This window comes from Bordetella sp. BOR01 (assembly GCF_019218885.1).
Classification (GTDB): Bacteria; Pseudomonadota; Gammaproteobacteria; order Burkholderiales; family Burkholderiaceae_B; genus Bordetella_A.
On sequence record NZ_JAHUWT010000005.1, the window covers coordinates 367,961 to 390,345 of the forward strand.

19 protein-coding genes are annotated in these 22,385 nt (G+C 64.6%); 9 read left to right on the forward strand and 10 right to left on the reverse strand.

The annotated features are described in order from the left end of the window. Positions 1-70: 70 nt before the first annotated feature. Complete coding sequence (locus KW845_RS27085) at positions 71-790, forward strand: DUF2968 domain-containing protein (protein WP_218372496.1); 720 nt, start codon at positions 71-73, stop codon at positions 788-790. A gap of 97 nt (positions 791-887) precedes the next feature. On the opposite strand, the gene KW845_RS27090 is transcribed toward KW845_RS27085, so the two are convergent. The 6 genes from KW845_RS27090 to KW845_RS27115 form a co-directional block, all read right to left on the reverse strand. Further along, positions 888-1,364 carry a DUF1178 family protein gene (locus KW845_RS27090; protein WP_218372497.1) on the reverse strand — a complete coding sequence of 159 codons (477 nt, stop codon included), beginning with the start codon at positions 1,362-1,364 and terminating at the stop codon, positions 888-890. An 18-nt stretch (positions 1,365-1,382) separates the two neighbouring features. Beyond that, entirely contained in the window at positions 1,383-1,940 is a 558-nt protein-coding gene (efp, locus tag KW845_RS27095; protein WP_218372498.1) for an elongation factor P, read from the reverse strand. Positions 1,941-2,087: 147 nt separating this feature from the next. After that, complete coding sequence (gene earP, locus KW845_RS27100; protein WP_218372499.1) at positions 2,088-3,197, reverse strand: elongation factor P maturation arginine rhamnosyltransferase EarP; 1,110 nt, start codon at positions 3,195-3,197, stop codon at positions 2,088-2,090. A 9-nt stretch (positions 3,198-3,206) separates the two neighbouring features. Further along, complete coding sequence (locus KW845_RS27105; protein ID WP_218372500.1) at positions 3,207-4,409, reverse strand: DUF2863 family protein; 1,203 nt, start codon at positions 4,407-4,409, stop codon at positions 3,207-3,209. Positions 4,410-4,702: 293 nt separating this feature from the next. Next, on the reverse strand, positions 4,703-7,399 hold the full coding sequence (gene acnA / locus KW845_RS27110) for an aconitate hydratase AcnA (RefSeq protein WP_218372501.1): 2,697 nt from the start codon (positions 7,397-7,399) through the stop codon (positions 4,703-4,705). A 165-nt stretch (positions 7,400-7,564) separates the two neighbouring features. Continuing rightward, entirely contained in the window at positions 7,565-8,380 is an 816-nt protein-coding gene (locus KW845_RS27115; protein ID WP_218372502.1) for an arylamine N-acetyltransferase, read from the reverse strand. Positions 8,381-8,630: 250 nt separating this feature from the next. On the opposite strand from KW845_RS27115, the gene KW845_RS27120 reads away from it, so the two are divergent. From KW845_RS27120 to KW845_RS27130, 3 genes are all read left to right on the forward strand, one after another. After that, on the forward strand, positions 8,631-9,806 hold the full coding sequence (locus KW845_RS27120; protein WP_218372503.1) for an acyl-CoA dehydrogenase family protein: 1,176 nt from the start codon (positions 8,631-8,633) through the stop codon (positions 9,804-9,806). A gap of 62 nt (positions 9,807-9,868) precedes the next feature. Beyond that, on the forward strand, positions 9,869-10,378 hold the full coding sequence (locus KW845_RS27125) for a MaoC/PaaZ C-terminal domain-containing protein (protein ID WP_218372504.1): 510 nt from the start codon (positions 9,869-9,871) through the stop codon (positions 10,376-10,378). Then, positions 10,375-11,340 carry a tripartite tricarboxylate transporter substrate binding protein gene (locus KW845_RS27130; protein WP_218372505.1) on the forward strand — a complete coding sequence of 322 codons (966 nt, stop codon included), beginning with the start codon at positions 10,375-10,377 and terminating at the stop codon, positions 11,338-11,340. Before KW845_RS27125 ends, KW845_RS27130 begins: the two co-directional genes overlap by 4 nt. Before the next feature lie 8 nt (positions 11,341-11,348). Here KW845_RS27130 and KW845_RS27135 read toward each other — a convergent pair whose 3' ends face one another. Further along, complete coding sequence (locus KW845_RS27135; protein WP_218372506.1) at positions 11,349-12,098, reverse strand: IclR family transcriptional regulator; 750 nt, start codon at positions 12,096-12,098, stop codon at positions 11,349-11,351. Positions 12,099-12,222: 124 nt separating this feature from the next. Here KW845_RS27135 and KW845_RS27140 point away from each other — a divergent pair, with 124 nt between their 5' ends. Genes KW845_RS27140 through KW845_RS27155 form a run of 4 tightly spaced genes read left to right on the forward strand, consistent with a single transcriptional unit; the run spans position 12,223 to position 15,864 of the window. After that, a complete protein-coding gene (locus KW845_RS27140) occupies positions 12,223-13,137 on the forward strand; it encodes an SDR family NAD(P)-dependent oxidoreductase (protein WP_218372507.1) in 915 nt (304 codons plus the stop codon). Between the two features lie 45 nt (positions 13,138-13,182). Next, complete coding sequence (locus KW845_RS27145; protein WP_218372508.1) at positions 13,183-14,181, forward strand: tripartite tricarboxylate transporter substrate binding protein; 999 nt, start codon at positions 13,183-13,185, stop codon at positions 14,179-14,181. Further along, the gene (locus KW845_RS27150; RefSeq protein WP_218372509.1) at positions 14,181-14,684 is read left to right on the forward strand and encodes a MaoC/PaaZ C-terminal domain-containing protein; all 504 of its coding nucleotides are present in this window, start codon (positions 14,181-14,183) and stop codon (positions 14,682-14,684) included. The genes KW845_RS27145 and KW845_RS27150 overlap by 1 nt, the downstream gene beginning before the upstream one ends. After that, positions 14,677-15,864 carry a CaiB/BaiF CoA-transferase family protein gene (locus tag KW845_RS27155; protein ID WP_218372510.1) on the forward strand — a complete coding sequence of 396 codons (1,188 nt, stop codon included), beginning with the start codon at positions 14,677-14,679 and terminating at the stop codon, positions 15,862-15,864. The genes KW845_RS27150 and KW845_RS27155 overlap by 8 nt, the downstream gene beginning before the upstream one ends. 40 nt (positions 15,865-15,904) lie before the next feature. Here KW845_RS27155 and KW845_RS27160 read toward each other — a convergent pair whose 3' ends face one another. The 3 genes from KW845_RS27160 to KW845_RS27170 all read right to left on the reverse strand — a co-directional run bounded on the left by KW845_RS27160 (position 15,905) and on the right by KW845_RS27170 (position 21,091). Further along, a complete protein-coding gene (locus KW845_RS27160; protein ID WP_218372511.1) occupies positions 15,905-19,483 on the reverse strand; it encodes an ABC transporter ATP-binding protein in 3,579 nt (1,192 codons plus the stop codon). A 174-nt stretch (positions 19,484-19,657) separates the two neighbouring features. After that, positions 19,658-20,263, reverse strand: coding sequence for a hypothetical protein (locus tag KW845_RS27165; protein WP_218372512.1), 606 nt, complete (start codon positions 20,261-20,263; stop codon positions 19,658-19,660). 84 nt (positions 20,264-20,347) lie between these two features. Beyond that, entirely contained in the window at positions 20,348-21,091 is a 744-nt protein-coding gene (locus tag KW845_RS27170; protein ID WP_255592973.1) for a GntR family transcriptional regulator, read from the reverse strand. Between the two features lie 149 nt (positions 21,092-21,240). Between KW845_RS27170 and KW845_RS27175 the strand changes: the two genes are divergently transcribed. Then, positions 21,241-22,371, forward strand: a complete 1,131-nt coding sequence (locus tag KW845_RS27175; RefSeq protein WP_218372513.1) for a sugar ABC transporter substrate-binding protein — start codon at positions 21,241-21,243, stop codon at positions 22,369-22,371. Positions 22,372-22,385: the final 14 nt, after the last annotated feature.

A 22,385-nucleotide genomic window follows, 5' to 3' on the forward strand; every position in this document is an offset into this window, starting at 1 on the left:
GCAAGGGAAAACAAGCCTCCTGAAATTCTTAATTAATTGGTATAGTTCTGCAACTTTTTCTGGGGAAGGCATGAAAGTCCATCAACTTCACACCGCCTTGCGGGTGGCGGCACTGGGCGTGGCGTTGTCCGGCCTGGCGGCCTGCGCCAGTGCCCAGTCTGAAGCGGTTCGCCCGGCAGTGCAGCAGGTGGAAAGCAAGCAGGCCGGCGACACGCCCGTGACGCCGCCGGCCCCCGCGGCGCCCGCGCCCAATTCCACGGTGGCCGAGCTGCAGTCGCTGATCCAGGGCCGCCAGGTGTCGGAGCTGCGCACCACGTACAACGGCACCTACGGCGCCAGCCTGTTGTTCAAGTCCGACGACCTGACCTACTACGTCGCGCTGTTCCAGCAGAAAGATTTCTGGCGCGTGGTGCAAACGCAATCCGACAAGCAGGCCGAAACCACTTATCGCGCCTTTGCCCAGCAATCGGCCGACCTGGCCGAAGTGGATATCAAGCGTATCAAGCTGCAGGCCGAGTATGCGCGTTCCGAACGCATCCTGGCCGAGCGCAGCGGCCAACTGGCCACGCTGCAGGCCGACCAGTCATTGCGTCGCCAGCAGGAACAACAGGTGGCGGCCCGCCAGGAACAGGCGCGCCAGCAAGCCGCCGCGCTGTCGCAACAGCAGCAGCAATTGCGCGCAGAGCTGAATTCGATGCAGAACCAGATCGATGCCCTGGAAGCCCAGCAGTCCGAGTTGGCGCTCGCACGCGAAAATCCCGCGCCGGCACGCAAGCAAAGCCGCAAATAAAACCAGCGTGGTCGGCAAGAAAAACGGGCCCGGTTCACAGTCCGGGCCCATTTTTTTGATGCGTGGCGCGCAGGCGCGCAGGGGCAAGATCGGCCGGCTATTGCAGGCGATCGTCGTCCAGGATGTCGGGCAGGGTCATGACGTCGATGCCGTCTTCGTTCAGGGCCAGGCGTTCTTCGGTCGTGGCCGTGCCGCGGATCGGGCGTTCGTCGGCATCGCCGGCGTGGATGCGGCGCGCTTCTTCGGCAAAGCGCGGCCCCACGTTTTCGGTCTTGCGGACCATATCGCGTATCTGGCGCAGCACGGCCGCCTGCAGGCGGGCCATGTCAGCCGCGTCGGCCGGTGACTTGGCCTGCTGCGCGCCGGGGGCCGATGCTGGTGCCGCGGCGGGCGCGTGCAGGTGACCCACGTTCAGGTGCGGCGCCGACAGGCGCTTGGCGACCTGGGCCGACGCGCAGACCGGGCACGTGACCAGGCCACGCGCCTGTTGCGTATCGTAGTCGTCATGCGAGCCGAACCAGCCTTCGAAAAGATGGCCCTGGTCGCACTGCAGGTCGAATACTTTGAGCGCCATTCCCGTGCGGAACCCGGATCAGTTCACGCGGCTGCGGTATTCGTTGGTGCGCGTGTCGATCTCGATCTTGTCGCCGATGGCGCAGAACAGCGGCACGCTCAGTTCGTAGCCGGTGTTGATCTTGGCGGGCTTGAGCACCTTGCCCGAGGTATCGCCGCGCACGGCGGGCTCGGTATAGGTGATTTCTCGAACCAGGATGGTGGGCAGTTCGACCGAGATGGCGCGGCCGTCGTAGAAGACGACTTCCACGGGCATGGCTTCTTCCAGGTAGTTCAGCGCGTCGCCCATGCTTTCGGCTTCGATTTCGTACTGGTTGTACTCTTCGTCCATGAAGACATACATGGGATCGCCAAAATACGAATAGGTGCATTCCTTGCGGTCAAGCACCACGACGTCGAATTTCTCGTCGGCCTTGTAGACCGATTCGCTGCCCGAACCGGTGAGCAGGTTCTTGAACTTCAGCTTGACGACGGCGGCATTGCGGCCGGACTTGTTGTATTCGGCCTTCTGGACCACGAGGGGATCCTTGCCGACCATGATCACGTTGCCGACTCGCAATTCCTGAGCGGTTTTCATCGATTAAAAACTCCGGGTGATATAGCGCGCTCGCCGTGCTTGCGCGCAGGTACCGGCTGGCGGCCCGCGTGCCCCGGGAGGGCTGTCAAGTCGAGGCCTGGCTCGACGCGACATGCGCGGCCAAAGGAACTCGGAAAACTCTCTATTCTAGCGTTTCCTGGACATTTCTGCGCAAAAATCAGCCAAGGTGTCCCCTAAATCCGGGCGGGCCGCCTGGCTGGCATCCCAGGCCCGTGCCGCCGCCGCCCAGTCCGCCCACGCGGGGGCCGCCAAGGCGGCCGGCAGGGCCGCGGCGGTTGCGGCGGCAGCCTCGGATGGCCTGTTCCAGGCACGGATCAGGGCCTGGGCCTGCGGTGGGCACGGATAACGAGCCAGCCAGGCATCGAGCTTGTCCAGGTGTATGTCGTCTTGCTGCGGGTAGATCTGCCAGACCAGGGGGCGCGCCGCCCAGGCCGCCCGCACGAACGAGTCTTCGCCACGCACGAAGTTCAGGTCGGCGCACCACAGCAGGCGGTCGAAATCGGGCTGCGCCACGAAGGGCGCGCGGGCGATGCGCAGTTGGCCGCCGGCGCTGTCTTGCAGGCCGGGCGCGATGCCTGCGGGTACCAGCAGCAGGGTGGGGCGCGCCTGGTGGGCCAGGGTCTGCGCCAGCGCGGCGCTGGGCGCGTGCGGGTAGCAGAACAGGGTGGCCAGGCGGCCGCCCGCCTGCCAGTGCGCCAGCTGGCCATCGGCCAGGCCCAGGCCGCGCAAGAAGCTTTCCTGCCGGCCGCGCGAAGCCTGGAACGCGTCGCGTTCGGCAGTCAGCTCCGGTTCGCGCAGCAGCCCACCGGTGGCGGCGGTGAATCCGGGAAAGAAAAAATGCTTGACCAGCCCGTCGGGCCGCTGCGACGGCAGGCCGTGGCAGCTTTCCACCCACGGTTCGGCGCTGAGGTATTCCAGGTTGATCCATACGGGTGGCCGGGCGTGCATCGCGTCGATGAAGCGGGCCGGAGGATCGCAGGCAAAGGCCTCGATGACCACGTCCCCGGGCGCCAGGTCGGGCGGTGTGTCGGTCCAGTGCACGACATCGATGCCGGTATGCACTTGCCGTGCGGCGCCGGGCGCGATGCCGGGCTGGATGCGGGCAAAAGCATGCAGGTCGTCGACCCACAGGCGCACCTGCCAGCCGTGCCCCTGGGCCAGGCGCCGCGCCAGGCGCCAGCAAACGCCGATGTCACCGTAGTTGTCGACGACGCGGCAGAAGATATCGGCCCGCACGGTGGTGCCCTAGTGGAACTGGGCTGGCGCGGTATCGGCGTCTTCGGGCAGTTCGGCGTGCACCAGTTCGCCCAGCGGGTTCGGAAATTGCGGCGCGCCGCAGTCTTCGCAGTAGTCGGCCGGCAGCACGCCGGGAATGCGGCGCACGTCGTGCACACCGTATTCCTTGAGCAGCGCAGCGATTTCGTCGACCGTGTCGGGCAAGTCTTCGTCGTCAGGCTGGTCTTCTTCGCGGCCGTACAGCGGCCAGACGCAGCCGTAGTAGACGTCGTTGCTGTTGCGGGCGGTAAAGCCGATGCGGTATTCGTCGATACGTACGTCGCCGCAGCCGGCCACCACGGCGCGCAATTCGGAAGGCGCCAGGTTGACGGTGCCTTCCAGCCAGTTCACCGCGGCACGCAGCGACAGCGGCCGAACGCGGCGATCGGCTTCACGGTTGCTGATGTAATAGGCGTCGGGCAGCAGGCAGTCGATGCCGCAGCCGGGCAGCAGGGCGGCCAGGGTGGGCTGGGCCTGTTCGATCCATTGCGCCAGGCAGGTATCGCGGCTGTGGCCCGCGTCGCCAGGCTGTTCTTGCCAACGGAATACCGGCGCCCGTTCGGGCACCGCCACGGCGGCCACCACATAGCGCGTGTCGGCCAGCATATTGGCGGTTTCGGTCTCTTCGTTCAGGATGGGCTTGGCGGTCTCGGCGCCCAGGGCCTGGCTGCCCAGGCGCTGCAGCCATTGCCAGGTTTCAGAGAACGTGCGCGGCATCTGGTCGATGCTGACCAGCCAGGGCATCAGGGCTGCGCGCGTGCCTTCGGCCAGCACGTGGCCATGAAGCTGGGCCAGCAGAGCCTGCTGGGCCGGTGCCGCAATCGGGCCGGTAGGAATCGAATAGCGGGTCCAGGCCACCACCGGTGCCACGATCAGCAGCACGTCGTAGCGCTGGCCGTTCTTGTCGATCTGCATCGATTCGGACAGGGTCTCGGCCTGTTCGACCAGTACCTCGTAGGCGCCCGGGTCGCGCTGCGCCAGGTGGTCCAGCGCGGATTCGAGCGGGGCATCCTGGCCGCCGCGCAATAGCTTGGGAATGGCTTCGGCAAGCAGGCTTTCCCAGTATTGGTCTTCGGTCCGGCTGCCGGACCGGTTCAGCGACTGGGCAAGCGCCGCCAGGCGCGACGCGTCGCGGCTCAGGCGGGAAGAAGAGGGGCTGCGGGCTCGGGCCATTGTTTTGTCGCGGGTCCAAAGTAAGGGGGCGGAACCCACTAGTTTAACGCCGGCTGCTTTCGGCCGCGCCCCAGGCGGGGCGCGGTGTCAGTTTAGGCCACCCTCGTCGCATGAAACAGCTGCAACTCGACCGGGGACGCCGCGGCGCCGGCTCCGCCGGTCCGCAGGCGTCGCCCCCTCGAGGGGGATGAGCCCGGACATGGAACAGTGCTTGAGGACTGTTCCATACCTGGCGAATCCGAGCGGCCTGCCAGCCGCGAGGTGGATGCGCGCAGCGCTCGGGGGTGGGCCCTTCACTCCAGCAACTGCCGCAGCACGAAAGGCAGGATACCGCCGTGCTGGTAGTACTCGACCTCGATCGGCGTATCGATGCGCAGCAGCACCTGCACGTCTTGCCTGGAGCCGTCCGGGCGGCGGATGGTCAGGGTGACGTCCTGCATGGGCTTGATGCCGTTTTCCAGGCCGGACACATCGTAGACTTCATGCCCCGTGATGCCCAGCGATTCGACACTGTCGCCGCCCTTGAACTGCAGCGGCAGTACACCCATGCCCACCAGGTTGCTGCGGTGGATGCGTTCGAAGCTGAGCGCCACCACGGCCTTCACGCCCAGTAGCTGCGTACCCTTGGCCGCCCAGTCGCGCGACGAGCCGGTGCCGTATTCTTCACCGCCGAACACCACGGTGGGCGTGCCCTCGGCCACGTATTTCATGGCGGCGTCGTAGATCGACATTTGCTCGCCGGTGGGCTGCAACAGGGTGTCGCCACCTTCGAAGCGGCTGCCGTCGGGCAGTGCGGGGATCATCAGGTTCTTGATGCGCACGTTGGCAAAGGTGCCGCGCATCATGATTTCATGGTTGCCGCGGCGCGAACCGTAGCTGTTGAAATCGGCCTTCATCACGCCGTTTTCCTTCAGCCACTTGCCGGCGGGCGAGGTTTCCTTGATGGAGCCGGCTGGCGAGATGTGGTCGGTGGTTACCGAGTCGCCGAAGATGCCCAGCGCCCGCGCACCGCTGATGGCGGGCATGGCGGCCGGTTCCATGCCGAAGCCTTCGAAGAAAGGCGGTTCGGCAATGTAGGTGGACTCGGGCCAGTTGTAGGTTTCGCCCGTGACGCCCTTGATGTTTTCCCACAGCTTGCCGGGGTTGCTCTTGACCTGGCCGTAGTTGGCCTGGAACGCCTTGGGATCGAGCGCGTGCTTGATCAGCGCCTGCACTTCTTCGGTGGTCGGCCAGATGTCGCCCAGCCACACGTCGCCCTTCTTGCCGCGCCCCACGGGCTCGGTCATCAGGTCGCGCGTGATGGTGCCGGCCAGCGCATAGGCCACCACCAGCGGCGGCGAAGCCAGGAAGTTGGCCTTGATGTTCGGGTGGATGCGCGCCTCGAAGTTGCGGTTGCCCGACAGCACGGCGGAGCAGACCAGGTCATTGCCCAGGATGGCCTCGTTCAAGTCGGGGGTCAGGTCGCCGGCATTGCCGATGCAGGTGGTGCAGCCATAGGCCGCCACATCGAAGCCCAGTTTTTCCAGGTAGGGCAGCAGGCCGGTCTTGGTCAGGTATTCGGTGACCACGCGCGACCCGGGGGCCAGCGAGGTCTTGATGTGCTTGGGCACGGTCAGGCCGGCTTCCACGGCCTTCTTGGCCAGCAGCCCGGCCGCCAGCAGCACGCTGGGGTTGGACGTGTTGGTGCATGAGGTGATGGCGGCAATCAGGATGTCGCCGTTCTTGACCTTGGTGCCCGCGCTGGTGGTGAAGGTTTGCTGCAGCTTGTCGGCAGGCTGGTTGAAGCCGTTTTCCGCCGTCGCCTTGGAATACAGGTCGATGAAGGTATTCTTGACGTTGCCGATTTCGATGCGATCTTGCGGGCGCTTGGGGCCGGCCAGCGAAGGCGCCACGGTGGACAGGTCCAGCGTCAGCAGCTTGGTGTAGTCGATGTCTTTGGCCTTGGGCACGCCGAACATCTTCTGGGCCTTGAAGTAGGCCTCGAAGGCGGCGATTTCCTCGGGGGTGCGGCCGGTGCCGTGGAAGTAATCGATGGTGTGCCCGTCGACCGGGAAGAAGCCCATGGTGGCGCCATATTCGGGCGCCATGTTGCCGATGGTGGCGCGTTCGGCCACCGACAGGCTGGCAGTGCCTTCGCCACAGAATTCGACGAACTTGCCCACCACTTTTTCACGGCGCAGCATTTCGGTAATGGTCAGCACCAGGTCGGTGGCGGTGACGCCGCCGCGCAGCTTGCCTTTCAGTTCGACACCCACCACGTCGGGGGTCAGGAAGTACACGGGCTGGCCCAGCATGCCGGCTTCGGCCTCGATGCCGCCCACGCCCCATCCCACCACGCCGATGCCGTTGATCATGGTGGTATGGCTATCGGTGCCCACCAGCGAATCGGGGTAATAGATGTTGTCTTTCTGGTGCACGCCGCGCGCCAGGTATTCCAGGTTGACCTGGTGCACGATGCCGAAGCCCGGAGGCACCACGCGGAAAGTATCGAAGGCCTGCATGCCCCATTTCATGAATTGGTAGCGCTCTTGGTTGCGCTTGAATTCCAGCTTCATGTTCAGGTCCAGCGCGTTCTTGGTGCCGAAGTAGTCGATCATGACCGAGTGGTCGACAACCAGGTCGACCGGCACCAGGGGTTCGATGCGCTTGGGGTCCTTGCCCATCTTGCCGGCTACCGAGCGCATGGCCGCGATATCGGCCAGCAGGGGAACGCCGGTGAAGTCTTGCAGCACGACGCGCGCCACGACGAACGGGATTTCATCTTCGCGCTTGGCGTTGGCTTGCCAGCCGGCCAACTGCTTGATGTGTTCTTCGGTGACTTTCTGGCCATCGCAATTGCGCAGCACCGATTCGAGCACGATGCGAACCGACACAGGCAGACGCTGCACGTCCACCCCCAGGGCCTTGCCCAGGGCAGGCAGGGAATAAAACTGACAGGATTTATTGCCGATCTTGAAATTCTGGAGGGTGTTGTACGTGTTGTGCGGCATGATGAAGACTCCGTGGGTTTGGGTCCGCGTAAAGCTGCCATTTTCTGGCGTTTTGGCGCGCTTGTCATTGTATGTGAGACAAGATCACCTAAGTCCGAATGTCTTATATCTTATATAAGACTTGAATGGCCCGTCAAAGTTCCCGCGGCGACGGCGCAAGGCGGCTCAGGGCAGGGCATCGAGCCGGTGGTCCAGCGCTGGCGTATCGGGCAGCGACAGCCCGAATTCGTCTTGCAGCACCGCGCGGATCGCGGCAGTGCTGGCCAACCGGCGCTTGATGCTGGGGCCGCCCGGCCGGTGCTCGGTGAAATCGCGGTTTTGCAGCGCCAGCCGGCCGTGGACGATGGGCCGGGCCGCCACCAGATTCGTTACGAAATGTGAAGCAGGGTTGGTGGACAGGTAATAGTTGCTGACTTCGTAGTCGGCCTGGTAGGCCGGTTGCAGGTCGAAGCGGTACAGCGTGCGCCAGGTGTCCTGCACCAGGCTTTGCAGGCGCCACGTGCCGGCGTGATGTTCCAGCCGGAACGGGCCATGCGGCGTGTCCTGCGCGATGCCGGCCTGCAGCCGCAGCACGCCGGTGGGCGTCTGGCCGCCGAAGCCCACGTCCACGATGCACGGGCCTTCATCCAGCAGCACCGCCAGCAGCATGTGGGAACGCGGGGTAATCGCATCTTCCGGGCGGTTCCAGAGCACGCGCGCCGACAGGTCCTCGACCTGGAAACCCAGCCTGCGCAGCACGGCACCGAACAGCAGATTGTGCTCATAGCAATAGCCGCCGCGGTTTTCCCGCACCAGTTTGCGCTGGATATCGTCCAGGGCCAGGCTGACCGGCAGCCCGGCAAACGGGTTCAGGTTCTCGAAGGGGATGGCCTGCACGTGATGCAGCACCAGGGCTTGCAGCGCCCCGCGCGTCGGCGCGGCGGGCGCGGTTGGCAGGCCGATGCGGGACAGGTAGCCGGGCAGGTCGACGGAAGCGGGCATGGGCAACCAGGATGCAGGCGCAAAAAGCCAGTGTATTCCTGCCGGGCGCCATCATCGGCCGGTTCACCCCATGGACATAGGCGCGCCAACGTGCTCGCGCACCGCCGCGTCACAGGGTTATCCCCTGTGGCGGGCCCGGGCTTATTGATCCATTATTTTTACTATAGAAGAAAATATTTTACCTGGCTGAAAAATAAAGCCGTCCTGCCCATAACCCTGCCCATAACCCTGCCCAGGTCCCGGAGGCCCGATGTTTCGCGATGACGACGAACTGACCCACGAACAGCGAACGCTGCGCGATAGCCTGGTGCAGTATCTGCGGCGCGAGGTCACGCCTGCCGTTTCCGCATTCGAGGCAAAAGGCGAGTTCGACTGGACCTTGCCCAAGCGGCTGGCGGACTTCGGCCTCTTGGGGGGCTTTCTGCCACAAGCGCGCGGCGGATTCGATCTGACCCACCTGGACTACGCGCTGCTGATGGAAGAGGCGGGTTATTGCTGGCATAGCCTGCGATCCACCTTGAACACCATGAACATGGCTGTGCTGCTGCTGGATTCGCTTGGTACGCCCCAACAAAAAGAACGCTATCTGGCCCCTCTGCTGGCCGGCGAGTTGCGAGTCTGGATCGGCATCACCGAGCCGGACCATGGCTCCAACGTGGCGGGGCTGGAAACCCGGGCCCGGCGTGAAGGCGACCACTACGTCATCAACGGCAGCAAGATGTGGATTACCAACGGCGCCATTGCTGAACTGGGCATCTTGATGGCGCGCGTCGTGCCCGGCGCCGACGGTGAGCCCGGTGGCATCACCGCATTTCTGGTAGACCGCGGGCAGACTCAATTCCGCTCGCGGCGCCTCGAAACCATGATCCTGCGCTCGACAGTGACATCCGAGATGTCGTTCGAGGATGCCCAGGTGCCGGCCGACAATGTGCTGGGTAATGTGGGGGAAGGACTCAAGGCTATTTTGCGGGGATTGAACTTCGGCCGTCTGGCGGTGGCCGCGGGCGCGGTGGGGGCGGCTCAGGCTGCACTGGACCTGTCGATCGACTACGCGCGAACGCGCAAGCAATTCGGCCAGCCCATCGCCAGCTTCCAACTGGTGCAAAAGATGGTGGTCGACATGAAAGTGAAAACCGACGCGGCGCGCCAGCTTTGCCGGCGGGCCGCCCGCGCGCTGGACCGCGGCACGCCGGCTCGCATGGAGTGCTCGGTGGCCAAACTCTATGCGGCACAGGCCGCCCACGAAGTCGCCGATCTGGCGCTGCAAGTGCACGGTGGCATGGGCTACAGCAAGGAATACCCCATCGAGCGCATCTTTCGCGATACGCGGGGTGCCGTCATCCCCGAGGGCACCAGCGAGATCCAGACCCTGATCATCGGCCGCGACCTATTAGGTATTTCAGCTTTCGGCAGCCCGCCGGCCTAGTTCGCCCGGACCTCATGACAAATCTCTCACCGCAAATCGATCCGATCAAAGGAGACCCTTGCATGTCCGATCGCCTGTCCGTATTGGCCGAGGGATACACCCTCTACTTCGATGATTTCACCGTGGGCGACAGTTTCACGACTTCCGCGCGCACCATTACCGAGGCCGACGTGGTGAACTTCGCCGGCCTGTCGGCCGATTACAACTCTCTGCATGTGGATGCCGAATTCGCGGGCCGGACCATGCATGGCGGACGGATCGCCCACGGTCTGCTGGTGCTGTCGATCAGTTCGGGGCTGTGCACGCGGCTGCCGCTGATGAAGTATCTCGAACCTTCGATACTGGGGCTGAAGAACCTGGAATGCCGCTTCATGAAGCCGTGCAAGCTGGGCGACACCATTCATGTGCGGTTGGGTATCGCCGACAAGGTCCCGGGCAAGAAGCCGGGCCGGGGCACCATCGTGATGACGCGGGTGGCCGTGAACCAGCAGGGCGACGACGTCATGGAAAGCACCTGGCATCTGGTGGTCAAGACGCGCGATACGCAACCGACGGCGGGAGAGAAAGCATGAAGCAGGCGGCGGCGTGGCTGTTGGGCGGCCTGTTGCTGGCGGCAGCGGGTTGCGTGCAGGCGCAAAGCTACCCCGCGCGGCCCTTGAAGCTGATCGTGCCCAACGCGCCTTCCGGTTCTACCGACCTGGTGGCACGGGTCATCGCCGACAAGCTGGCAGGCGAACTGGGCCAACCCGTGGTGGTCGAGAACCTGGCTGGCGCCATGGGGTCCATCGGCCTGCAAGCGCTGGCGCGCGCACCAGCCGATGGCTATACGCTGGGCCTGGGCACCATCGGCACGATAGCCATCAATCCGGTTGTCAACGCCGGGCTGGCCTGGGACCCCATGAAAGACTTCGCGCCGGTGGGGCTGATCGGATCGACTCCCTTCGGCGTGATCGTCAATCCATCGTTGCCGGTCGATTCCATACAAGCGCTGATCGAGCTGGCCAAGCAGAAACCGGGCAAGCTCAACTACGCTACGGGCGGCGTGGGGGGCTCGCAGCATGTGGCGACAGAGTTGCTGATGCAGATGAGCGGAATCAAGATGGTGCACGTGCCCTATAAGGGTAGCGGGCCTGCGCAGGTCGACCTGATGGGCGGCCATATCGATCTCATGATCGAACCCGTGGTGTCGGCTGCCGGGCACGTGAAGGCTGGCAATGTCAAACTGCTGGCACTGACTGGCGCAGAGCGGTCTCCGGAATTTCCCGACGTGCGGCTGGTGGCGGATACGCTGCCGGGCTACGACGTCAGTGCCTGGTTCGCCTTGTTCGCTCCTGCGGGCACGCCCGACTCGGCTATCGCCTTGTTGAACCGCGATCTGCAGCGCGTATTGCGGATGCCGGACGTTATACGAGTATTGACTGGAGCGGGTTTCACGATCACGCCGTCCACCCCCGCAGAGCTGAGGGATTTTCATGAAAGCGAAGTGTCGAAATGGCGCAAGGTTGTCAAGACAGCCGGTATCGCGCCGGATTGAGCGCCGCGTCAGCCGACTTCGGTGCTCAAGTTGCGCAGGGTAGCCAACAAGGCCTGCGCGTGTGCCTGCAGCCTGGGCTGCATGCGCGACAAGGGGCCGGCGATGGCCACGGCATAGTGTTCGCCGCCAAGCAAAATGCCGCGGGCAACTGCCATGACGTCATCGACGCTTTCGCCATGGGTAAGCTGCCAGCCGCGCTCGAGCCCTTCGCGGATGTTGGCGAGCAGGGCCGATGCGTCGGTGTAGGTATGGCCCGTGATGGGCTTGAGCGATAACTGGGACACGAAGGCGGTGCGCTCTGCTTCTGGCATCTGTTCCAGCAAAGCCTTGCCCAGCGCGCTGGAGTGCAGGTCGCGCAGTGTGCTGACGCGGGCGCTGAAGCGGATGGTCTGCGAGGTTTCGTAGACGTCCAGGTAGATGACATGGTTGCCCAGGCGCTTGCCCAGTACGACGGTTTCGCCGCACTGATCGCAAAGGGTCTGGAGAAACGGAGAAATGATCGCAATGACGGGATTGTTGGCCAGCAGCGTGCTGGCCAGTTCGAACAGCAGCTTGCTGGGGTAATGCAGGCGATGCTGGTCGAAGGTGGTGAGGTAGCCGCGCGAGGTCAGCGTTCTTAGCAGCACATGGCAGCTGCTGACTGGCATGTCGATCTCTTTGGCGGCTTCCGACAGGCTCAACGGGCGCTTGCTGCGGGCAAATGCCTCAAGAAGATCCAGCGTGCGATCTGCGGCCTTTACGCGTTTGATTGTGGTCATCAGGTCTTACAGGAAAGGAAAACACACGGCTTCACGGGCAATGCATTGAACCATTGGCTGGAAGCTGGATTCTAGATCAGGTTGCTTGCCGATATGGCAGGCAAATTAATCGAAGGAGAGGCTTTTGAACACCAAGCTCGATAACAAGGTCGTCGTGATCACGGGTTCTGGAAACGGCATCGGGCGCGATATGGCGCTGGAAATGGCTCAGGCCGGCGCACGCATCGTCGTCAATGATCTGGGCACGACAGCCAAGGGCGAAGGCCAGAGCGCCGACCCTGCGCAGGCCGTGGTGGAAGAGATCAGGAAGCTGGGCGGCGAGGCTGTGGCCAACACCGACAGCGTGGCCGAGTGGCCGTCGGCCAGCCGCATCGTCGAATGTGCGCTCGATCATTATGGCCAGGTCGACGTAGTAGTCAACAACGCCGGGTTTCTGCGTGACCGCTTCTTTTTCAATATGGATATCGAGGAATGGCGCGGCGTGCTGGATGTGCACCTGAACGGGTCCTTCTATTGTTCGCGTGCCGCCGCCCCGCACTTCAGAAAGCAGAACGGCGGCAGCTATATCAACATGACATCGACTTCCGGGATGATCGGCAATTTCGGGCAGGCCAATTATTCGGCGGCCAAGGCTGGCATCCTGGCGTTGTCGAAATCGATGGCGCTGGATATGCACAAGTACAACGTCCGGTCCAATTGCATTTCGCCCTTTGCCTGGAGCCGGCTGATCGGCAGTATTCCTACCGACACTCCCGACCAGCAGGAACGCGTCGAGCGCATGAAGGTCATGGAAACCCGCAAGATCGCTCCCCTGGCGCGCTTCCTGGCCAGTGATGCAGCAATGGACATCACAGGCCAGATATTTACCGTGCGTGCCAATGAAATCTTCCTGATGAGCCAGAGCCGGCCGCTTCGTTCGGTGCATGAATCGACTGGTTGGACGGCTGACACCATCGCCACGCACGCCATGCCGGCGCTGCGCAAGAGTTTCTATCCGCTGGACCGGACGCAGGATGTCTTCGACTGGGATCCTCTCTAGCCGTCGCCGGCGGCACCTATCTACAAAACAAATCAGGGAGACAACATGAGCCTCATTCATCGTTTCAATCGACACGCTTCGGCCCTGGCGGCCGCGGCGTTGCTATACGCTGCCGCGGCTCCCGCGCTTGCCGCGCCGAGTGCGGCGTTCCCCAGCCAGCCTATCAGGATCATCGTGCCGTTCTCGCCAGGGACGGGCAGCGATGTGTTTGCCCGTACGGTGGGCGATCGCATCGGGCAGGAAACCGGGCAGCCCGTGGTGATCGAGAATAAGGTGGGCGCCAGCGGCGTGATCGGCACGATGGCCGTGGCGCGTGCTCCCGCCGACGGCTATACCATCTTGATGGTGGCCAATCCATTCGTCATCGCGGCCGGCGCCGACAAGAACCTGCCCTACGATCCCTTGAAGGACTTCGTGCCGATTGCCAAGGTGGCCACGGTTCCTATCGCCCTGACCATTTACGCCGGGCTGGGCATCAACACCGTCCAGGAGCTGGTGGCCTATGCGAAACAGAACCCCGGCAAGCTGAGCTTCGCGTCGTCAGGGGCCGGTACGCCCAGCCAGATCGAAATGGAGATCTTCAAAGACGTCGCAGGCATCGATATGGTCGAGGTGCCATACAAGAGTTCGTCGCAGGCGCTGACCGACGTCATGAGCGGCAACATTGCCATCTATCCTGCCGCCATGCCGCTGGCGCTGTCGCAGATTGATTCGGGCCGCATCCGCGTGTTGGGGCTGTTCTCCGACGAACGCTCGAAGGCCATGCCGCAGGCGCCGACGGTGCCCGAAGCGCTGGGCAACCCCAAGGGCTATGTGGCGACGCCGCTGTGGTACGGCTTTGTGGCGCGAGCGGGTACGCCGCCGCAAGTGGTCGAGCGTTTACGTGAACTGGTGCTCGATGCCATGGCGTCCAAAGAAGCCAGCGGGCGCCTGATTTCCCTGGGTGCCCAGCCGGTCAGCCCCAGCAATGCCGAGTTCAGCGAACAGTTGCGCGCCGAGCGCGACCGCACTGTGACGGTCACCCAAGCGCTCAGTATCAAGTAATGGCCAAGCGCAATCGACGCATCTATCCAGCGGCCCCGTTCCTGGACGACCTGCGGGTGGGCGATGTGCACATCAGCTACGCCCGGACAGTGACCGAAGCGCATGTGGTCGGTTTCGCCGCCTTTGCAGGTATGCAGATGCCGCTGTTCATCGACCACGACCATGCTCGCCGGGTCGGCTCGTTCGGTTCGCCGATCGCGCCCGGTTTCCTGACGGCATCGTTGTCAGGAGGCATGCTGGAAAGCGTGTTGGGTACCAATGTGCTGGCCGGGCTGGGCATGGATACGTTCGTCTTCAAGGTGCCGGTGCGCCCTGGCGACACCTTGCACGCGGAAGTGCATATCCAGGACAAGCGTCCCACGCGGGACCCGGGGCGAGGCGTGCTGACGCTGGGCATCGAAGTCGTCAACCAGCGTGCCGAGATCGTTCTGAGCTACCAGGCCAAGGTATTGATGAAACAGCATGAACCGGAACACAAGCAAGGAAAACTCAGCCATGACTGATGCCAACCATCGCGCGCAAGCGCAGCGCAACGACGGTCCTCTTAGCGGGGTGAAGGTCATCGATCTGACCACTGTAGGCATGGGGCCGTATGCCACTCAGATTTTTGGCGACATGGGGGCCGAAGTCATCAAGGTCGAGCCTCCCGAGGGCGACATCTTCCGCCATGCATTGCCGACCCGGTCGCCGCGCATGGGTGCGCCGTTCATGAACTTCAACCGCAACAAGCGCAGTGTCTGCCTGGACATCAAGCAAGAGAGCGACCGTCGCGCCCTGCTCGAGCTGGTCAAGGAAAGCGACGTCTTCATTTCCAATATCCGGCCCCAGGCCTTGGCGAAACTGGGCTTGGACTATGAGGCATTAAGCCGGCTGAACCCGCGCTTGATCTACTGCTCGGCCGTGGGGTTCGGCCAAGACGGGCCGTACGCCGGCAAGCCGGCGTTCGACGACATTATCCAGGCCTACAGCGGATTGGCCGCGGTGCAGGGCACCGGCAACACGGGCGGGCCGGCCTACATGCGCACGCTGATCGCCGACAAGGTGACGGGTTTGACGATTGCCTACGCTATTCCCATGGCCTTGTACGAACGCGAAAAATCGGGCCTGGGCCAGGCAGTCGAAGTGCCCATGTTCGAGACGCTGGTGTCGTTCACCCTGATCGAGCATCTAAGCGGCGAAAGCTACCTGCCGGCCATCGCCGGCATGGGTTATGAACGTATCCTTGCCCGCAATCGCAAGCCTTACCGTACCCAGGACGGCTACATCAGCATCCTGCCTTACACCGATGCGCATTGGGCCCGATTCTTCAGGATGGCCGATCGCGCGGATCTCATCGGCAATCCGACTTTCGCCACCACCACGGCACGCAACCGCAATTACGACGCCCTGTACGGCGAATTGATCGATATCGTGGCTACCAAGACCACCGACGAGTGGGTGCGCCTGCTGGACGAACAAGATATTCCGGTCGCGCGCGTGAACACATTGCAGGACGTGCTGGACGATCCGCATCTGGCCGCCGTGGATTTTTTCAAGACCATGGAGCACCCCACCGAAGGCACTGTACGAGTGACGGATATTCCGGTGAAAATGTCACGCACCCCGGGCGCGTTGCGGCACCCCGCGCCGCCGCTCGGCGCCGACAACGAAGAACTGCTGGGCCGGGCAGCCCTGGAAAAGTAGCGCCTGCAATGCAACGACTGCCCAGTTGCCGCTTCGCAGGTCATGCCACTTGCCGCGCCGCCGTCATCTGCCGGTTCACCAGATGCGCGTAGGCGCCTCTGCGCCGCAGCAACTCATCATGGGTGCCCGATTCCACGATGCGGCCGCCATCGACCACCGCGATGGTATCGGCCTGGCGGATGGTGGACAGGCGGTGCGCGATGATCAGCGTGGTGCGGTGGCGCATCAGTTCGGCCAGGGCCTGGTGCACCTGGGCCTCGCTGATGGCATCCAGGTGCGAGGTCGCCTCGTCCAGGATCAATACCGGTGCGTCGCGCAGGAAAGCGCGCGCGATGGCGATACGCTGGCGCTGGCCGCCCGAGAGCGCCACGCCGCGCTCGCCCACGCGGGTGCGCAAGCCATCTGGCAGGTCGGCCACGAAGTCGGCCAGCGCGGCGCGCGCGATGGCCTGGTCCAATGCATCGGCGCTGGCGTCGGGGCGGGCCAGCCGGATGTTGTCTTCCAGCGTGCCATTGAGCAGCCAGGTGTCCTGGGCCACCAGCGCAATGCGGCGATACAGGGCGTCCAGTGTCAGGTCGGGCAGGCTGATGCCGCCGATGCGCACGGCGCCTTGCTGCGGATCCCAGAAGCGCAGCAGCAGGCTGGCCAGCGTGCTCTTGCCGGCGCCTGACGGGCCGACCAGGGCCAGGGTGGCGCCGGCGGGCAGGTCCAGTGCCACCTCGCGCAGCGCCGGATGCTGCCGGCCCGGATAGGTGAACGTCACATCGTCGAAGGCCAGCGGCAGGCCGGCGGCATCCAGGGGCGGAGCCAGCGTGCCGCCGGTAATTTGCACCGGTTCGTCATGGATGGCGCGCAAGCGGCGCGTCGAAGCCAGGGTATCGGCCAGTTGCCGGCTGACCTGGGCGATCTCGGATACCGGCAGGAAAGCGGCGACCGACAGCAGCACCAGCAGCGGCAGCAGGCCCGCGGCCAGGGCCCCTTGCGCGACCCACCAGGCGCCCACCGCCGCTACCGCCAGGCCGCCCAGGCCGGTGGCGATTTCCAGCAGGGCGCCCTGGCGCGACAGGTCGGCCAGCAATGCCAGCCGCACGCGTTGGTAATCGTGGGCAATTGCCAGGAACGCGGCGCGCCGCCGCCCCGTGGCCGAGAACGCCACCAGGTCTGACAGGCCCTGGATGGTTTCCGAAAGATGGGCGCTGAGCAGGCCCAGCGCCTGGCGTGCGCGGCTGCCTTGCGCATCCACGCGCGCGCGGCTCAGCCACGGCGAGGCAGCTGCCCACAGCAGGAAGGGCAGCAGCGCCAGCATCAGCGGCCATGCCGTGATGCCCAGTATGGCCAGCACCACTGCCGGCACCAGCACCGCCACGAAAGCCGGCGCTACCGTGTGGGCGAAGAAATATTCGATGGTCTCCACGTCTTGCGTGGCCAGGCCGACCAGGTCGCCCGCACGCCTGCGCAGCAGATAGGCCGGCGCCAGGGCTTCCAGCTTCTGGTACAGCGCGATGCGCATTTCGGCCAGCAGTTCGTAGGCAATGGCATGGGCCAGCCAGGATTCGATCCAGTGCAAGGCCGCCGCCGCCACGGCCACCACGAACAGGCCTGCCAGCAAGCCGTCGAACGGCTCGCCGTTCTTCAGGCGGGCGATGACCAGGGCGCCCAGCACCGAGACGCCGATGAAGGCGGCCACGCGCCCGACGCCGCTGGCCACGGTAATGGTGAATTGCCGCTTCCAGGGGCGGATGATCTGCATCAGCGTCTGCAGCACCTGCTGCGTGCCGATGTGACGTGCTTCGGCTTCCAGCGGCATGGGCACGGGGCGGCCGTCGGTGGCGCGGGATCCGGAAGGCATGGCGTCGGACGCGGCCGGCAGCACCGAGGCGTGTGCCGTTGCAGTGTCCTGCTGGCCGCCCATCAGGCGCCGGTACAGGGTGTCGCCCGCTATCAGTGCGTCGTGCGTGCCTGCCTCGACAATACGGCCGCCATCCAGCACCAGGATGCGATCGGCGTTGATGACGCTGGACAGGCGGTGCGCCAGCACCAGGGTCGTGCGGCCGCGGCTGAGCCGGTCCAGCGCCTGCTGGATCTCGGCTTCGTTCTCGGCATCCACCGATGACAGGGCTTCGTCCAGGATCAGGATAGGCGTGTCGCGCAGCAGCGCCCGCGCGATCGCCAGGCGTTGGCGCTGGCCGCCCGATAGCTGCATGCCGCGCTCGCCCAGCATGGTCTGGTAGCCCTGCGGCAGCGCCATGATGAATGTGTGCGCATTGGCCGCCGCCGCGGCCGCGTGCAGTTGATCCGGCGTGGCGTCGGGCCGCGCCAGCAACAGGTTTTCTTCGACCGTGCCGTGGAACAGGGTGCTGTCCTGCGCCACCAGCGATATCCGCGCGCGCACGGTCTCGGGGTCCAGCGTGCGCAGGTCGTGGCCGTCGATCTCGATGGCGCCGGCCTGCGGGTCGTGCAGGCGCAGCAGCAGGCGCACCAGGGTGGATTTGCCCGAGCCGCTGGGCCCCACGATGCCGACGCGTTCGCCGGGCCGTATGTCGAAGCTCATGCCTTGGTGCGTAATGCTGCGCCCCCCGGGATACGAGAACGCCACGTCCTTGAAGGCGATAGACAGGCCGCCGGCTGCCGCGGCCGCCGGCGCGTGGCTGCCGCCTTGTGGCGCGGAACTGGTGGCGTCGAGCAGGGCGCGCACGCTGGCCGCGGCCGATTGACCCATCAGGCCTTGGTGCAGTACGGCCCGCATATCGCGCAGGGGCCGGAAGATCTCGGTGCCGGCCATCAGTACGACCAGCAGCGCGGCCAGGGTCATTTCACCTTGCGATACGCGCCACGCACCCAGCGCCAGCGCGGCCGCCGCACCCACCGTAATGCCGATGTCGGTGGCAAAGCGGGCCGATACTTCGCGGCCCAGTACCTTGAATGTATTGTCGGACAGTGCCCGCGCGCGATCGGCAAGGCGGTCGCCCCATGCGCGGCTTTGGCCGAACGCCTTCAGCGTAGGCAGGCCCTGCATCGCATCCAGGAACTCTTCGCCGAAAGCCTTGAAGGCCTGGGCACGCTGCCGCGATGCATCGCGATGGCTGCGATGCGCCACCAGCGGCAGGATCAGCGTGACCAGCGCGGCCGCCATCAAGACCAGTGCAACCGGCCAGTCCCACCAGGCGATGAAGGCAAAGATGACAAGCGGCGCGCAGGCCGCAATGAACAACTGCGGCAGATAGCGTCCGAAGAAGCTCTGCAGTTGCTCGACGCCGTCGATCACGGCCAGCATCACGCCGCCGGTGCGCTGCCCGCCAAACCAGGCCGGCCCCAGCTCGACGATCTTGTCGTATAGCTGGGCGCGCAGATTGTTCTGGATGCGGGCCGCATTGCGGTTGGCCAGCAGGTTCAGCGCATGTTCGAAGGCACCGCGCAGCAAGATGGCCACGGCCGCGCCGGCCAGCGGCCACCACAAGGCGCTGCCGCCCGCGCCCGCGAACAGCCGTGCCAGGAACTGGGCCAGCAAGACAAAGCGCGCGATACCCGCCGCCAGTCCCAGCAAGCCCAGCAGCCCGCAAACCAGCATGCGCAGCCGCACACCGCGCGTCATCGCCCAGAGCGTCGAATCAAAATACATGGTGCCTCTCTCCCGTAGCCAACAGGATAGCGCAGCATGCGCCGTGATTACCCGGGCTGTTGCCAGGTGTCAGGCTCCGAAGGTGCCTGACACCATGGTGTGCCACAGCTGTCTCAGTCGTATAGTGTCAGGCACCCTGCGGGAGCCTGACACCTGGCAAACCCCCGCAGTCATTCAAAACAATCCGAACAACCCACCCCGGGTAAGCTCCTTTTCACACCCCCGATACTGCGTCCCGAACCGCTCGGCCCGCCCCTGCACCTGCTGCGCCACCCGCTTCAGCCATGCCTTGCGGTCGTAGCTGCGGTTACGGTAGCCCGTCCAGCCTTCGTGGTAGTTCAGGTACTGGCCATAGGCATCCCATTTCGAGACGCCGTTGATGCGCTGGGTCTTGCTGATGTACCAGCCCATGAAGTCCAGCGCATCCGCCAGGTTGTCGCGGCTGGCGGTCCAGCCGCCCGCTTCGCGCTTGTAGTCCGCCCAGGTCTCGTCCTTGGCTTGCGCGTAGCCATAGGCCGAACTGACGCGGCCCCAGGGAATGAAGCCCAGGAAGTAATAGCGCGGCGGCAGGGCATCATGCCGGAAGCTGGATTCCTGGTACATCATGGCGAACGGCACTTGCACGGGCACGCCCCATTTATTGCGCACGTCCAGCGCGGCGTCGTGCCAATCGGGTTTCTCGCGGAAGATGGCGCAGAGATCGTCAGGGTTCGAAGGCGGCGTGGTGGCGCAGCCGGTCAATACCATCAGCAGGGTCAGCAGCGGTGGCCCCAGTCTCATTGCTGGATTCCTTGTAAAGGGATGGCGGCATTCTAAGCGCAGTGGCGCGCCGCCGTCCTGTCATGCGGAATCCGGCCCGCCGATTCAGGGCAACACGTCGCGCGCCAGAATGAATTCGCTGGCGCTCGTCAGGTCGGCCACCAGCGCCTCGCGGGCGGTCTCGCCGTCTTGCCGCGCAATGGCAGCAACCATGTTGGCATGATGCGCGTGCGCTTCGCCATGCGTCAGGCGGCGCGGGCTGCTGGCCAGGTCATAGTTCAGCACCGGGCCGACCTGCAGCCACAAGCCTTCGATGATCTGCAGCAGCACGGGCATGCGGGCCGCCCGGTAGATGGCGAAGTGCAGGCCCTTGTTGGCGCGCACGGCCTGGCGGCCGTCGGGCACCGCTTGTTCGCGCGCCAGGCGGAATTCCTGCTCGTAGGCCTGGATCTCGGCCAGTTCGGCGTCACTGCGGTGTTGAGCGGCCTGCACGATGGCCAGGCCCTCGAGCTGGATGCGGATGGTGCGCAGTTCCAGGAAGCGGCCGCGCGTCATGATGGGCACGCGGATGGCACGGTTGGGCAGCACTTCCAGCGCCTGCTCGGCGGCCAGGCGGCCCACGGCTTCGCGCACCGGCATGGCGCTGGTGCCTACCGTGGCGGCCAGACCGCGCAATGTGAAGCGTTGCCCGGGTTCCATCTCGCCCGATTGCAGCAGTTCCTTCAAATCGGCATAGACCCGGTCCGACAGCGTATGCCGGACGATTTTTTCCATCTTGCCTTGCAGTTCGGTAGCCGGAGGCAGGCGATCGTCTACGTCGGCGGCGGCGGGCAGGGCGGGTGGTTGCATGGCTGGAATTCCCATCGTATTATGCATTTCATGATCTGTGATCACAGATACATCTGATTCACCAATAAGCTTAACCCGACCCGGGGCACAAGAACCCTGGCGCGGCAAAAAATCCACAAGACCATCCTTCAACGGATACGGAGACAGGCATGAATCGGTGCAACAGAAGATTTGCGGCCGCCGTCCTGGCCGCCGCGGGCCTCGCCCCGGCGCTGTATGGCGCGCCGGCCCTGGCACAGCAGAAAGCCAAAGTGTTCCTCAGCATGAGCTATGTCGGCAACGACTGGCAGGCCGAGGCATCCAATATGGTCAAGGCCATGGCCGCCCACCCATCGATGGCCGGCAAGATCGACCTGCAGGTGCAGGTGGCCGGCCCGAACGCGCAAAAGCAGATCCAGCAGATCAATGCCATGGTGCAGGCCGGTGCCAAGGCCATCGTGGTGTATCCGATCTCGCCCACGGCCTTGAACCACGTCATCAAGAACGCTTGCGCCAAGAACGTGCTGGTGTTTGCGTACGATGCCGAAGTGACCGAACCCTGCGCCCACAACGTCACCATCGACCAGGACGAAGCCGGCCGCGTCACGGCCCAGTGGCTGGCCGACAGGCTGGGCGGCAAGGGCAATGTGGTGCTGGTTACCGGCGTGCCCGGCACCTCGGTCGATACGCAGCGTACCGCAGCGGCCAAGAAGGTCTTCGCCAAATATCCGGATATCAAGGTCGTGGGCGAGGCCGTGGGCATGTGGAGCCAGGCGGTGGCCCGCACCGAGCTGTCCAAGCTGCTGGCCACGCGCGGCTGGGATAGCATCGACGGCCTGTGGATGCAGGTGGGCTGCTATACCGCGAATTCCATGCAGGTCGAGGCAGGCCGCAAGCCGCAAGACCTGCTGCCCTGCGCGGGCGAGGGCTCCAATGGCGGGCGGGTACAGATGCTGCCGCCCGGCACGCAGGCCGACGGCGCTTCTGGCACGTACGTGCCGATGGGCGCGCCACGCGTGTCGTATGCGTCGCCGCCGTATTCGGGGGCGCTGGCCTTGAAGCTGGCCGTGCAGGCGTTGGAAGGCAAGCAGGTGCCCAAGCATGTCACGCTGCCCTTGCCGCTGGTCACCAACGAGACCATCAAGCTGTGCGACACCGGCAGTTGGGCCGAGATGAAGGCCGGCTGCAATGTGTTCAAGCCCTCGGCAGTCAAGAATCCCGGCTGGTTCGCTTCGATTTTCTCGGCCGACACCCCCGAAGTGGGCCTGAACGCGGCGCTGGCGTCGCAGCCCGAACCTTGACGCGTCGTCGTTCC

Coding starts and splice junctions, on each gene's coding strand:
- KW845_RS27085 (WP_218372496.1), top strand. CDS start 71: ATGAAAGTCCATCAACTTCACACCGCCTTGCGGGTGGCGGCACTGGGC.
- KW845_RS27090 (WP_218372497.1), bottom strand. CDS start 1,364: ATGGCGCTCAAAGTATTCGACCTGCAGTGCGACCAGGGCCATCTTTTC.
- efp (WP_218372498.1), bottom strand. CDS start 1,940: ATGAAAACCGCTCAGGAATTGCGAGTCGGCAACGTGATCATGGTCGGC.
- KW845_RS27105 (WP_218372500.1), bottom strand. CDS start 4,409: ATGGCCCGAGCCCGCAGCCCCTCTTCTTCCCGCCTGAGCCGCGACGCG.
- acnA (WP_218372501.1), bottom strand. CDS start 7,399: ATGCCGCACAACACGTACAACACCCTCCAGAATTTCAAGATCGGCAAT.
- KW845_RS27115 (WP_218372502.1), bottom strand. CDS start 8,380: ATGCCCGCTTCCGTCGACCTGCCCGGCTACCTGTCCCGCATCGGCCTG.
- KW845_RS27120 (WP_218372503.1), top strand. CDS start 8,631: ATGTTTCGCGATGACGACGAACTGACCCACGAACAGCGAACGCTGCGC.
- KW845_RS27125 (WP_218372504.1), top strand. CDS start 9,869: ATGTCCGATCGCCTGTCCGTATTGGCCGAGGGATACACCCTCTACTTC.
- KW845_RS27130 (WP_218372505.1), top strand. CDS start 10,375: ATGAAGCAGGCGGCGGCGTGGCTGTTGGGCGGCCTGTTGCTGGCGGCA.
- KW845_RS27135 (WP_218372506.1), bottom strand. CDS start 12,098: ATGACCACAATCAAACGCGTAAAGGCCGCAGATCGCACGCTGGATCTT.
- KW845_RS27145 (WP_218372508.1), top strand. CDS start 13,183: ATGAGCCTCATTCATCGTTTCAATCGACACGCTTCGGCCCTGGCGGCC.
- KW845_RS27150 (WP_218372509.1), top strand. CDS start 14,181: ATGGCCAAGCGCAATCGACGCATCTATCCAGCGGCCCCGTTCCTGGAC.
- KW845_RS27155 (WP_218372510.1), top strand. CDS start 14,677: ATGACTGATGCCAACCATCGCGCGCAAGCGCAGCGCAACGACGGTCCT.
- KW845_RS27160 (WP_218372511.1), bottom strand. CDS start 19,483: ATGTATTTTGATTCGACGCTCTGGGCGATGACGCGCGGTGTGCGGCTG.
- KW845_RS27165 (WP_218372512.1), bottom strand. CDS start 20,263: ATGAGACTGGGGCCACCGCTGCTGACCCTGCTGATGGTATTGACCGGC.
- KW845_RS27170 (WP_255592973.1), bottom strand. CDS start 21,091: ATGCAACCACCCGCCCTGCCCGCCGCCGCCGACGTAGACGATCGCCTG.
- KW845_RS27175 (WP_218372513.1), top strand. CDS start 21,241: ATGAATCGGTGCAACAGAAGATTTGCGGCCGCCGTCCTGGCCGCCGCG.